Annotated in this window: 10 protein-coding genes; 2 read left to right on the top strand and 8 right to left on the bottom strand. The window is 71.3% G+C overall.

Annotated features, from left to right (window positions below; genetic code table 11):
- Positions 1–248: 248 nt before the first annotated feature.
- The 4 genes from GRC12_RS16195 to GRC12_RS16180 form a co-directional block, all read right to left on the bottom strand.
- Positions 249–857 (bottom strand): ATP-binding protein, encoded by a 609-nt coding sequence (locus GRC12_RS16195; RefSeq protein WP_208779944.1) that lies wholly within the window; start codon positions 855–857, stop codon positions 249–251.
- A gap of 158 nt (positions 858–1015) precedes the next feature.
- Positions 1016–1783 carry an enoyl-CoA hydratase/isomerase family protein gene (locus tag GRC12_RS16190; protein ID WP_208779943.1) on the bottom strand — a complete coding sequence of 256 codons (768 nt, stop codon included), beginning with the start codon at positions 1781–1783 and terminating at the stop codon, positions 1016–1018.
- A 404-nt stretch (positions 1784–2187) separates the two neighbouring features.
- Positions 2188–3438, bottom strand: coding sequence for a L,D-transpeptidase (locus tag GRC12_RS16185; RefSeq protein ID WP_208779942.1), 1251 nt, complete (start codon positions 3436–3438; stop codon positions 2188–2190).
- 123 nt (positions 3439–3561) lie between these two features.
- Positions 3562–4770, bottom strand: a complete 1209-nt coding sequence (locus GRC12_RS16180; RefSeq protein ID WP_208779941.1) for a L,D-transpeptidase — start codon at positions 4768–4770, stop codon at positions 3562–3564.
- Between the two features lie 151 nt (positions 4771–4921).
- Here GRC12_RS16180 and glgX point away from each other — a divergent pair, with 151 nt between their 5' ends.
- Both glgX and GRC12_RS16170 read left to right on the top strand, forming a co-directional pair.
- Entirely contained in the window at positions 4922–7156 is a 2235-nt protein-coding gene (gene glgX / locus GRC12_RS16175) for a glycogen debranching protein GlgX (protein ID WP_208779940.1), read from the top strand.
- 74 nt (positions 7157–7230) lie between these two features.
- The gene (locus tag GRC12_RS16170) at positions 7231–8643 is read left to right on the top strand and encodes a sulfatase family protein (RefSeq protein ID WP_208779939.1); all 1413 of its coding nucleotides are present in this window, start codon (positions 7231–7233) and stop codon (positions 8641–8643) included.
- On the opposite strand, the gene GRC12_RS16165 is transcribed toward GRC12_RS16170, so the two are convergent.
- The 4 genes from GRC12_RS16165 to GRC12_RS16150 are packed head-to-tail and all read right to left on the bottom strand — an operon-like array spanning position 8640 to position 12222.
- Positions 8640–9272: a response regulator gene (locus GRC12_RS16165; RefSeq protein WP_208779938.1), complete on the bottom strand. Its 633-nt coding sequence runs from the start codon at positions 9270–9272 to the stop codon at positions 8640–8642. The two genes, GRC12_RS16170 and GRC12_RS16165, sit on opposite strands and share 4 nt — an antisense overlap.
- The gene (locus tag GRC12_RS16160; RefSeq protein ID WP_208779937.1) at positions 9262–10530 is read right to left on the bottom strand and encodes a sensor histidine kinase; all 1269 of its coding nucleotides are present in this window, start codon (positions 10528–10530) and stop codon (positions 9262–9264) included. Before GRC12_RS16160 ends, GRC12_RS16165 begins: the two co-directional genes overlap by 11 nt.
- A 25-nt stretch (positions 10531–10555) precedes the next feature.
- Positions 10556–11290, bottom strand: a complete 735-nt coding sequence (locus GRC12_RS16155; protein ID WP_208779936.1) for an ABC transporter permease — start codon at positions 11288–11290, stop codon at positions 10556–10558.
- Entirely contained in the window at positions 11287–12222 is a 936-nt protein-coding gene (locus tag GRC12_RS16150; protein ID WP_208779935.1) for an ABC transporter ATP-binding protein, read from the bottom strand. The genes GRC12_RS16155 and GRC12_RS16150 overlap by 4 nt, the downstream gene beginning before the upstream one ends.
- Positions 12223–12354 lie beyond the last annotated feature (132 nt).

The raw sequence follows: 12354 nt of genomic DNA, 5'->3' as shown, positions 1-12354 counted from the left end.
CCTCCGGGGCCCGGGCCGAGGGGGCGGGGGACGTCGTGGGCGACGCGGAGGACGCGGGATGTGCGACGGCGCCGTGCGTGGCACATCCAGCGGTGAGGGCGCCTGCGGCGAGGAGGCCGGCACCCGTGCGCAGGGCCGTGCGGCGGTCGGTCGGGGTCACCCGCACCATTTAAGGGGCGCCAGGTAAGAAAACGGCTGATTGCCGCGATTGCGGACAATGTTCGGGTCGCGGCGAGCACAATCCGGCTCTAGCGGTCGGCGACGCGCATTTCGAACCAGGTCGTCTTGCCGCGCGGGAGCAGGTCGACGCCCCAGCGGTCGGCGAGCTTGTCGACCAGGAACAGGCCCCGGCCGCTGATGTCCATGTCCTGAACCGGCATCAGACAGGGCAGCCCCCGGGAGGGGTCGCGGACCTCGATGCGGATCCAGCCGCGCCGGCGCCGCATGCGCAGGCCGAACACCCGGGCGCCGGTGTGCCGGACGGCGTTGCCGACGAGCTCCGAGACCAGCAGGACCGCGTCCTCGGTCATCTTCGGGGTGAGCCCCCAGTGCCGGAGCACCACGACCTGGGCGAGCCGGCGGGCGGTCGCCGCGGACTCGGGGCGGGACGGCAGGGGGACCTCGGCCTCGGTCGGGTTGCCGAACAACTCCAGCGCCTTGAGCGCTCGTTCGTCCTCCACCGCAGGCGACCAGCGCGCCGCGGTCGCACGGCTCTGTCCCCGCGGCTGTTCGATGCCCTCCAGCCCCGCCATGCCCCCATCATGGCCGTCCGCGGCGCGCTCCGGGGCCGTTCCGAAGGAATACACCCCCCGGAACCCATCATTCCGAACCCGCCGATCGGCATATGCCAAAGGCAGTTCGGTAGCCTCCGCAGCCCGTCCGACCTGCGGCGGAGGCTCAGCTGAAGGCAATCGACGGGCCCCCTCGGCAAGGCAGACTTAAGGTTGCCTTAAGGCTCCCATAAACCGCCCCATCGAGGGACCCCGGATCAGACACCGTGTCAATTGCAAGGGGTTCAGAGGAACTTCGCCTTGCCGGGACCCTCCTCCACGAAGCTGCGCATGCCCCGCTCCCGGTCCTCGGTGGCGAACAGGCCCGCGAACCAGTTCCGTTCGACCGCGAGCCCGGTCTCGATGTCCGTCTCCAGACCGGTGTCGACCGCCTCCTTCGCGGCCCGCAGCGCGAGCGCCGGGCCCTGCGCCAGCCTCGCCGCCCACTCGTGCGCGGCGGAGTACACCTCGTCGGCCGGGACGACCCGGTCCACCAGGCCCAGGGTCAGCGCCTCGTCCGCCTTGACCATCCGACCGGTGAAGATCAGGTCCTTGGCCTTGGACGGGCCGATCAGCCGGGACAGCCGCTGGGTGCCGCCCGCGCCGGGGATCAGGCCGAGCAGGATCTCCGGCTGGCCGAGTTTGGCGTTGTCCGCGGCGATCCGGTAGTCGGCGCACAGGGCGAGCTCGCAGCCGCCGCCGAGGGCGTAGCCCGTGATCGCCGCGACCACCGGCTTGGGGATGCGGGCGACCGCCGTGAACGAGTCCTGCAGGGCGCGGGCGCGCAGGACCATGGCCGTGTGGTCCATGGTCTGCATCTCCTTGATGTCCGCGCCCGCCGCGAACACCTTCTCCCCGCCGTAGACGATCACGGCCCGGACGTCCTCACGCCGGGTCGCCTCCTCGGCGAGCTCCTTCAGCCGGTCCTGCGTGGCGACGTCCAGGGCGTTCATGGGCGGCCGGTCGAGCCGAACGGTGCCGACGCCTTCGGCGACTTCGAGATTCACGGTCATGAGGGCAGGTTAACGGGGACTAACGGCAGGGGTCCGGGTGCCGTCGCTCACATTCGGCCGGGGGTCTGGGGGTTGTCCCCCAGGCAGGCACAGCACGGGGACTAACGGCAGGGGCCCGGGTGCCGTCGCTCACATTCGGCCGGGGGTCTGGGGGTCGTCCCCCAGGCAGACACAGCACGGGGACTAACGGCAGGGGCCCGGGTGCCGTCGCTCACATTCGGCCGGGGGTCTGGGGGTTGTCCCCCAGGCAGGCACAGCACGGGGACTAACGGCAGGGACCCGGGTGCCGTCGCTCACATTCGGCCGGGGGTCTGGGGGTTGTCCCCCAGGCAGACACAGCACGTGCGCTGACGACAACGGCCCCGGTGCCGTAGCTCACACCGGGGCCGTAGTCGGGTGGGCGTCTACTTCTTCCAGTCGGCCCAGGACATGTTCCAGCCGTTGAGGCCGTTGGCCGGGTCGACCGTCTTGTCGTCGGAGTTCTTCACGGTGACCACGTCGCCGATGATGGAGTGGTCGAAGAACCAGGCGCCCGGCACGCCGCGGTCGTAGCCGCCGCGCTCGTCCCGCAGGCCGATGCAGCCGTGGCTGGCGTTGTAGTTGCCGAAGGCGTCGCCGCCCCAGTAGTTGCCGTGGGCGAAGGTACCGGAGTCGGTCAGGCGCATGGCGTCCGGGACGTCCTTGATGTCGTACTCGCCGCCGTAGCCGACCGTGTCGCCGTTCATACGGGTCACCCGGAGCTTCTCGCTGATGACCATCTGGCCGTTCCAGGTGTCGTAGCCGGGCTTGCCGGTGGTGACGGGCAGGGTCTTGAAGACCTTGCCGTCGCGCATCACCTTCATGGTGTGCTTCTTGGCGTCCACGATCGAGACCTGGCTGCGGCCGATGGTGAACTTCACGGTCTTGGACTGCTTGCCGTAGACCCCCGGACGGCCTTCCACGCCGTCGAGGTTCAGGCTGACGGTGACCTTCGTGCCGGACTTCCAGTACTGCTCGGGCCGGAAGTCGAGGCGGTCGTTGCCGAACCAGTGGCCCTCGACGTCGACGGCCGGCTCCGTCTTGATGCTGATGGCCTTCTCGACGTCCTCGGGGTGCGTGATGCCCCGGGTGAAGCGGATCGAGAACGGCATCCCGACGCCGACCGTGGAGCCGTCCTCGGGGGTGAAGCTGCCGATGAAGGTGTTCTTCGGGGTCAGCGTGGTGAAGCTGGAGTCCTCGGCCGCCTGCCGGCCCTCGGAGTCCTTGGCGACCGCGTGCACGGTGTACTTGGTGGAGGCGGCCAGATGCGTGGCCGGCGTCCAGGAGGCGCCCCCGTCGGTGATGGACCCGGATATCGCCTCGCCCTTGGCGTCCTTGACCTCGACCTGCGTCAACTTCCCCTTGCTCGCCGTGACCTTGAGGGCGCCGCTGGTGTCGACGGAGGTCGCGCCGTCCTTGGGGGCGATGGCGACGACGGCCTCGGACTGCTTGCTCTGCCCGCTGTCCGCGTTCTTGCCCTTGCCGTCACCGGAACCCGCTCCGGCCCCGGAGCCCGAACCGCCCCCGCCGCACGCGGTGACGGTGAGCAGCAGGGCGCCGAGTATCAGCGCCGAGACCTTCTTGCTCCCCCGCCCGCGTGCGCCCACCGACGCCCCCGATATCGGTCGCACGTTCAACTGGTTCTCCCCTCCCGGGCCTGGTCAGGCCCCACCCCTGTGCGCCAGGCGAGCGCATTGGCGCATATTAACCGCAGGGTTTTGAGATTCGTGTCAGCCGAAGGTCACCGTTCTGTCGCAACATCAACTGCCCGCTTTCCACTCCTTCCACCCCATGTTCCACCCGCCGAGTCCGTTGTCGGGAGCGACCTTTTTGTCATTGCTGTGGACGACCTCGACGACGTCCCCGACGAGACTGCGGTCGAAGAACCAGCCGGCGGGGGTGTCGGAGCCGCCGCCCTTGACGTCCCTGAGCCCCACGCAGCCGTGGCTGACGTTGACGTGCCCGGGGGCGTCCGGCGCCCAGTAGTTGCCGTGCACGAAGGTGCCGGAGTCGGTCAGGCGCATGGCGTGCGGGACGTCGGGGATGTCGTACTCGCCGCCGAAGCCGACCGTGCGGCTGTTCATGCGGGTGACCTCGAGCATCTCCATCACCACCATCTTCCCGTTGTAGGTGGTGTGCTTGGGCGAGCCGGCCGTGATGGGCACGGTCGCCAGCAGCGCGCCGTCCCGCCGCACCTCCATGGTGTGCCGGGCCGCGTCGACCAGGGAGACCTGGCTGCGGCCGACGGTGAAGGAGAACGTCTTGTACTGGATGCCGTAGACGCCCCGCGCCCCCTCGACGTCCCGCAGCCGCAGATCGACGGTGACCCGGGTGCCGGGCTTCCAGTAGTGCTCCGGGCGGAAGTCGAGGCGGTCCTTGCCGAACCAGTGCGGGCGGATCTCGACGGCCGGGCGGGCGGTGACCCGGATCGCCCGCTCGACGGCCGCGCGGTTGTCGATCTCCCGGTTGAACCCCAGGGAGACGATCATCCCGGTGCCGACGACCGCGCGGTTCTCGGGGGTGACGTATCCGACGAACCGCTCGTCGGGGACGTAGGTGGTGAAGGTCGTGTGGCGCGCGGACCTGCGTCCGTGGCCGTCCAGGGCGACCGCGTCGACGGTGTACTTGGCGGCCAGCGCCAGACGCGGATCGGTCGGCTCCCAGCGCAGTCCGTCGTCGGAGACCCGGCCGGGGACGTCGGTGTCCTGCGCGTCCTGGGACCTGACGACCTTCACCGACTCAAGCCGCCCGCTGGGCACCCGGACCACCAGCCGCCGGTCGGGGCGGACGTCCTTGCTGCCGTCGTCGGGGGTGACGCGGATGACATCCTCGGGGGCCGGGGGTTTGCCGAGCACCTCGTCGATACCGCCGCCGCCGTGCGAAGTGCAGCCGGCCAGCAGTCCTGCCCATGTCAGTACGGCGGCCAGGACGGCCCCCGCGCGCCGCGCGCGCCTGTGTGCATGCCTCACGGACTCCCCAACGATCAGGCCCGCCCCGGGGAAACGTGAGTGCGAGGCAAGGTCTGGGCAGAACTGTGGGGAGGGCGACGCGAAGGGGAGCCGCGGCCGGGACGCCGTACGCTCCTGCCAGGTCGTTCCGGGAGCCGTGGGAGGCGGTCTGGTGTCCAGCGCAGCCGAGCAGGAGGCGGTGACGGAGGAGCGCGCCGCTCCGGCCGCCGCCGTGAACGGGGCACCGCGCAGGGTGCCCGCGGTGCCGGTGCGGCCGGGTGCGCCGACGCCGCTGGGGGCCAGGTTCCGGGCCGGTCCGGACGGGGTGGCGGGAACCAACTTCGCGCTGTGGGCGGGCGGGGCGGAGGCGGTGGAGCTGTGCCTGTTCGACGAGGGCGGCAAGGAGACCCGGGCCCGGCTGACCGAGCTCACGCACGAGATCTGGCACGGCTTCGTGCCGGGGGTCATGCCGGGGCAGCGGTACGGTTACCGGGTGCACGGCCGCTGGGACCCGTGGACGGGCGGCCGCTGGAACCCGGCGAAGCTGCTGCTCGACCCGTACGCGCGCGCGGTGGACGGCGACTTCGGCCTGCCGCCCGAGGTGTACGGGCATGTGCGTGACTGGCCGCAGCAGCATGTCGCCGACACCGTCCGCGACGACCGGGACTCGGCGCCGTACGTCCCCAAGGGCGTCGTCGTCCACGACGACGACGACTGGTCGGACGACCGCCGCCCCAAGACCCCCTGGGCGGACTCCGTCATCTACGAACTGCACGTACGGGGCTTCACCAAGCTGCACCCCGGCATCCCGCAGGAGCTGCGCGGCACGTACGCCGGCCTCGCGCACCCGGCGGCGATCGAGCACCTGGTGAAGCTGGGCGTCACCGCGGTCGAGCTGCTCCCCGTCCACCAGTTCGCCCACGAGGACCATCTGCTGCGCCGGGGGCTGAAGAACTACTGGGGCTACAACTCCATCGGCTACTTCGCCCCGCACGCCGCGTACGCCGCCTCCGGCACGACGGGCGGGCAGGTCGGCGAGTTCAAGCGGATGGTGCGCGCGCTGCACGCGGCCGGCATCGAGGTGATCCTGGACGTCGTCTACAACCACACGGCGGAGGCGGGCGAGCTGGGTCCGACGCTCTCCCTGAAGGGCATCGACAACCGCGGCTACTACCGGCTCCAGTCGGACGCCCGGCGCTACGCCGACTACACGGGCTGCGGCAACACCCTGCACGTGGTCCAGCCGCACGTCCTGCGCCTGATCACCGACTCCCTGCGCTACTGGGTCACCGAGATGGGCGTCGACGGCTTCCGCTTCGACCTGGCGGCCGCGCTGGCCCGCTCCATGCACGACGTCGACATGCTGTCGCCGTTCCTCGCGGTGATCGCGCAGGACCCGGTGCTCCGGCGGGTGAAGCTGATCGCCGAGCCGTGGGACGTGGGCTCGGGCGGCTACCAGGTCGGCGCCTTTCCGCCGCTGTGGACGGAGTGGAACGACCGGTACCGCAACGCCGTACGGGACTTCTGGCGGGGCGCGCTGCCGGACGTACGGGACCTGGGCTACCGCCTGTCCGGCTCCAGCGACCTCTACGCCTGGGGCGGCCGCCGCCCCTACGCGTCGGTCAACTTCGTCACCGCGCACGACGGTTTCACCCTGCGCGACCTGGTGTCGTACGAACGCAAGCACAACGAGGCCAACGGCGAGGGCAACCGGGACGGCACCGACGACAACCGGGCGTGGAACTGCGGGGCCGAGGGCGAGACGGACGACGAGCGGGTCCGGGGGCTCCGGCGCCGTCAGCTGCGCAATCTGCTGACCACCCTGCTGCTGTCGACGGGCGTGCCGATGCTGGTCGCCGGCGACGAACTCGGCCGTACCCAGCGGGGCAACAACAACGCGTACTGCCAGGACAACGAAATCAGCTGGCTGGACTGGGAGTTGCTGGAGCAGCCCGGCTGGCGGGCGCTGTTCGACCTCACGTCCCGGCTGATCGCCCTGCGCCACCGGCATCCGGTGCTGCGCCGCCGCGCCTTCTTCTCGGGCCGCGCCCACTCGGCGGACGGACTGCGCGACCTCGCCTGGTTCACCTCCCGCGGCACGGAGATGACGGAACGCGACTGGTACGCGCCCGCCGGCACGCTCGGCATGTACCTCTCCGGCCGGGACATCCCCGGCCGCGACGAGCACGGCGACCCCATCATCGACGACAGCTTCCTCGCCATCCTGCACGCCGGTGACCGGCCCGTGAGCTTCCACCTGCCGGGGCCGCCGTGGGCGGAGCGGTACGAGGTGGTCGTCGACACGTCGCGGGAGACACAGGCGGAGGAGCCGGGAGTGGAACACCGCGCGGGGACGACGGTCACGGTGCCGGCGCGAGCGGTGCTGCTGCTGCGGGTGGTCGGCTGAGGCAACGTTTCAGGGCCGTGAAATCCCGTCCGCACCCCTGGCCACGGCTCATCGGCCGCTGATCGACTGGGGCCATGCCTGAGATCTCCCGCCGTTCCTTCGCCGGGCTGGTCGGCGGTGGTGCCGTGACCGCCGTCGCCGGCGCGAGCACCGCGGCCGAAGCGGCCCAAGCCGCCCCCGCCGAACAGCCGTTCAGGGCACGCCCCGGCACGTCAGGACCGCGCCCCAACCTCCTCGTCATCCTCGGTGACGACCTCGGCTGGGCCGACCTCTCCTCCTACGGCGCCCCGCACATCAAAACCCCGCACCTGGACCGGCTGGCCCGCCAGGGCGTGCGGTTCACCGACGCGTACTCGGGCTCCGCGACCTGCTCGCCGACCCGGTTCAGTCTGTACACGGGGCGCTATCCGGGGCGTACGCAGGGCGGGCTGGCGGAGCCGGTCAACAACCGTTCGCAGGGGCTCGACCCGAGTCACCCGACCCTCGCCTCCCTGCTGAGGAAGGCCGGTTACGCCACCGCGCTCATCGGCAAGTGGCACTGCGGCTGGCTGCCCGACTACAGCCCCACCAAGTCCGGATGGGACGAGTTCTTCGGCAACCACGGGGGCGTCCTGGAGTACTTCTCCAAACTCGGGCAGCTCGGTGACTACGACCTCTACGAGGGCGACGCCGAGTACAAGGACCTGCGGTACTACACGAACGTCCTGACCGAGCGGGCCGTGGAGTACGTGCGCCGCGAGCACGACCGGCCCTGGCTGCTCAACCTCAACTTCACCACCCCGCACTGGCCGTGGCTGGCCGAGGGGGACGCGGAGACCGGCGCCGAGATCGCCGCGAAGATCCGGGCGGCGAAGACGCAGCGGGAGATCAGCGACGCCCTCAACCACTGGGACGGCGGTTCCGTCGCCAAGTACACGGAGATGGTGGAGAGCCTGGACGCGGCCGTCGGCGAGGTGCTCGCCGCGCTGCGCCGCTCCGGGCAGGAGGAGCACACGCTGGTGTACTTCGCCAGCGACAACGGCGGTGAGCGCTGGTCGTACCTGTGGCCGCTCAGCGGCGAGAAGTTCGTGCTGCAGGAGGGCGGGATCCGCGTTCCGACCATCGTGCGCTGGCCGCACCGGATCGGCGGCAACCAGGTCAGCCACGAACCGAACTTCTCCCCCGACTGGACGGCGACCTTCCTGGAGGTGGCGGGCGCCCGTCCCGACCCGGCGTATCCCCTCGACGGCACGAGCCTCGCCGGCTATCTGCTGCGCGGCGAACGGCTCCCGGAACGCGACCTGTTCTGGCGGGTGCGGGACAACCGGGCCCTACGGCGCGGGAGGTGGAAGTACTACCAGGACTCCGACGGCGACGACCACCTCTACGACCTCGGCGCCGACCTGCGCGAGCAGGCCGATCTGGCGCCGGACAGGCCGGAGTTGCTCGCGGGACTGAAGGACGCCTGGGAGGGGATCGCAAGCACTCTGCTGCCCTATCCGGACTAGCCGAGGATGCCTCTCTGGTACGCGGTGGCCACCGCCGCCGCGCGGTCGCTGACGCCCAACTTGGCGTACAAGTGGGTGAGATGAGTCTTCACGGTCGCCTCGCTGATGAACAGTTCGCGGGCGATCTCCCGGTTGGAGGTGCCCCTGGCGACGAGGGCGAGGACCTCGCGCTCCCGGGTGGAGAGGGGTTCGTTGCCGGGGGCGCGCACGGCCGAGACCAGGCGGGAGGCGACCGCCGGGGACAGGACGGTACGGCCGTCCGCCGCCGCCCGGACGGCGCTGAACAGCTCGTCGCGGGGGGCGTCCTTGAGGAGGTAGCCGGTGGCGCCGGCCTCGATCGCGGGCAGGGTGTCGGAGTCGGTGTCGTAGGTCGTCAGGACCAGGACCTTGGCGCGGGAGCCGCGGCGGGTCAGCTCGCGGATGGCGTCCACTCCTCCGCCGCCCGGCATGCGCAGGTCCATCAGGACGACGTCCGGGTCTAGTTCGGCCGCGCGGTCCACGGCCTCGACGCCGCCCGAGGCCTCGCCGAGGACGGTGAAGCCGGGCGCGGACTCGAACATGCCGCGCAGGCCGTCGCGGACGACCGGGTGGTCGTCGACGATCAGCAGGGTCACGGGGTCACTGGTCATGGCGGACCAACGGTACGCGAGCCGACAGCGCGGTGCCGTGCCCCGGCTCGGACTCCACGGTGAGGGTGCCGGCGATGCGTTCGGCGCGGGCGCGCATGCCGTCGAGGCCGAAGCCGCCGGTGCTGGTGCGGGCGGGGACGGTGAGCGGTTCGAAGCCGGTGCCGTCGTCGCGGATGTCGAGGATGACCTCCGCTCCGAGGAAGGAGAGGGTGACTCCGACCCGGGTGGCACGGGCGTGCCGGGCGGCGTTGGACAGGGCCTCCTGGACGATCCGCAGGAGGGTGGCGGAGACCTCCTCGTGGAGCTGTTCGGCGGTGCCGGTGAGGGTGAACTCGGCGCGCACCCCGGTCCGTTCGCCCCATTCGGCGACGGTCTTCTTGAGCGCTTCGGGGAGGCCGTCGTTCTCCAGGGCGACCGGGGCGAGATTGTGCACGGAGCGGCGGGCCTCGCCGAGGCTGTGCCGGGCCAGTTCCATGGCGCGGTCCAGGTGCCGGCGGGCCGGCTCCCGTTCCGGGGTGTTCGCGACGACCTGGAGCTGGGCGATGATGCCGGTCAGGCCCTGGGCGATGGTGTCGTGGATCTCCGCCGCGAGACGCCGGCGTTCGTCGGCGACCCCCGCTTCCCGTGCCTGGACGAGGAGTTGGGCGTGCAGGGCGGCGTTCTCGTCGAGGGCCTGCTGCAAGGCGGCGTTGGTGCGCTCGAGTTCCGCGATCGTCTCCTTGCGCTCGTGGGAGCGCTGGGTCTCCTGTGTGGTGAGGTGGGCGACGACCATCTGCAGGCCGGAGTTGAAGACCAGGAGCGCGGCGAACACCAGCCACTGGAGCCCGCTGGTGAACGGCATCCCGCCGGTCTGCGCCGCGGCCACCGTGATCGCGCTCGCGAACAGACCGAGCCGCTGCCATCTGCTGCCCGGGATGGTCTCGTCGGCGTCCATGTAGCCGCTGGCGGCGTAGAAGGCGAAGAACGGGTTGAGCCAGGTGAGGGCGAAGGCGAGGGCCCACCGGACGACGTAGTACGCCGTGCCGAGCCGGGAGGGGGTGCGGGCCCGGTCGGGCCGGCGCAGCCGGTGTCCGTGCCACAGCAGCTGGAGTACGACCGCGCAGCCGACCAGGGCCCAGCCGGTGTACCACCTGACCGGGTGGGCCCGCGGATCGGCCATGGCGATCGCGGGGCCGAGACCGGTGGCGAGCAGGGCGTAGGGCCCCCACGTGTGCAGCTGATCCCAGCGCCGCTCGATCTGGCTGTCCCTCGCGGTCATCTCCCCAGTCTCCACGGCCCCGTCCCTACTCCCAGCGGAACCAGCGGCCGGCGGCGCCGGTCAGCAGCAGGATCCACACCGCCAGTACTCCCAGGTGACCCCACCCCGGCCAGTGCCCGGCGGCCGCCTGGTTCAGCGCCTGCGCCGCCGCCCCGAAGGGGGTGTACCCGACGATCCTGCCCATCAGATGCGGCATGGACTGCACCGGCAGCCAGACTCCGGCGCAGAACATCGCGGGGAAGAACACGGCCGATCCGATCGCGCCGGCGATCTTCGTCGTGCGGGACAGCGCGGACACCACCGATCCGAGGGCGAGGGCGGCCAGTACGGCGAGGACGAGCGCGAGGCCGTATCCGAGGGGCTGCTCGGGCAGTCGTACGTCGAAGCCGAGCCGGCCGACCGCGAGGGCGAGCAGCGCCGACGCGAGGGCGGCGCCGCCGTACACCACCATCTGCGCGGACAGCAGGGCGGACGGGCGGACCGGTGTGGTGGCCATCCGGCGCAGGATGCCGCGCTCCCGGTAGCCGGTGAGGGTCTGCGGCATGGACTGCAGGCCGCCGACGATCAGACCGAGCAGGACGGCCACCGGGACGTAGACGTCGATGGTGCGCAGTCCGCCGAGGTCGCTGTGGTGCTCCCGGAACCCGGGGATGGAGCCGAGGATCACCAGCAGCAGGGTCGGGAAGAGCAGGATCCAGAAAACGGCCCCGGGTTCGCGGCGGAAGAGCCGGACCTCGGTGCGCAGTACGGCGGTGCTCATGACGCTGTCTCCTTCGTGTCGGCCGTGTCGGCCGTGTCGGCCTTCGTCAGGTCGAGGAAGGCGTCGTCGAGCGTGGCGTCCACGACGCGGATCTGGTGGGCGGTGACGCGGTGGCGGGCGAGGAGGGTGATGACGGCGTTGACGGTCTCGTCGGTGCCGGCCAGCGTGATCCGGCCGTCCTTGTGCTCGACGGACGCGAGCGCGGGGAGGGCCTGGAGGTCTCCGTCGTCCAGGGGGGCGGACGGGGTGAAGCTGATGACGGTGGCGCCCGCCGAGCGGTGGATCAGACCGGCCGGGGTGTCCAGGGCGGCCACCCGTCCCCTGTCGATGACGGCGATCCGGTCGCACAGCCGCTGCGCCTCCTCCATGAAGTGGGTGACCAGCAGGACCGTCACCCCGCTCGCCCGGACGTCCTCGATGAGCTGCCAGGTGTCCCGGCGGGCCCGCGGGTCCAGGCCGGTGGTGAGCTCGTCGAGGACGACGACGCGCGGGTTGCCGATCAACGCCAGGGCGATGAACAGGCGTTGTTTCTGACCGCCCGACAGCTTGGCGAACCGGGTGCTGAGCTTCGCGGTGAGGCCCAGGCGCTCGGCGAGCGGCGCCCAGTCGAGCGGGTGCGGATAGAAGGAGGCGTACAGCTCCAGCGCCTCGCGGACGGTGAGCTTGGGCTGCAGCTCACTCTGCTGCAGTTGGGCGCCGAGCACGCGGGCCACGCGCGCGTGGTCGGCGACGGGGTCGAGGCCGGTGACGCGGACGCGGCCGCCGTCGGGGACGCGCAGTCCCTCGACGCACTCGACGGTGGTGGTCTTGCCGGCGCCGTTCGGGCCGAGGATCCCGAAGATCTCGCCCTCCTCGACGGCGAAGGAGACGCCGTCGACGACGGGCCGGCCGCCGTAGGACTTGCGCAGTTCGCTGACTTCGATGACGGACATGGCATCAGGTTCGCGGTGGGCGGCCCGCCGCCACATCGGCCGTCGCGCTCGAAGGGGCATCAGCCGATCGGTTGATGCCGGTGTACGACTCCTCGAACGCGCAGGTCGTAGGACCAGCGGCCGACCCCGGTC

Source organism: Streptomyces griseorubiginosus, from assembly GCF_017614965.1.
Classification (GTDB): Bacteria; Actinomycetota; Actinomycetes; order Streptomycetales; family Streptomycetaceae; genus Streptomyces; species Streptomyces griseorubiginosus_B.
This window is presented reverse-complemented; position numbering and strand designations above follow the sequence as displayed.

Bases quoted from the DNA above. Each gene is read 5' to 3' on its own strand.
- GRC12_RS16190 (WP_208779943.1), bottom strand. From the start codon at position 1,783: ATGACCGTGAATCTCGAAGTCGCCGAAGGCGTCGGCACCGTTCGGCTC.
- GRC12_RS16150 (WP_208779935.1), bottom strand. From the start codon at position 12,222: ATGTCCGTCATCGAAGTCAGCGAACTGCGCAAGTCCTACGGCGGCCGG.
- GRC12_RS16160 (WP_208779937.1), bottom strand. From the start codon at position 10,530: ATGACCGCGAGGGACAGCCAGATCGAGCGGCGCTGGGATCAGCTGCAC.
- GRC12_RS16155 (WP_208779936.1), bottom strand. From the start codon at position 11,290: ATGAGCACCGCCGTACTGCGCACCGAGGTCCGGCTCTTCCGCCGCGAA.
- GRC12_RS16170 (WP_208779939.1), top strand. From the start codon at position 7,231: ATGCCTGAGATCTCCCGCCGTTCCTTCGCCGGGCTGGTCGGCGGTGGT.
- GRC12_RS16165 (WP_208779938.1), bottom strand. From the start codon at position 9,272: ATGACCAGTGACCCCGTGACCCTGCTGATCGTCGACGACCACCCGGTC.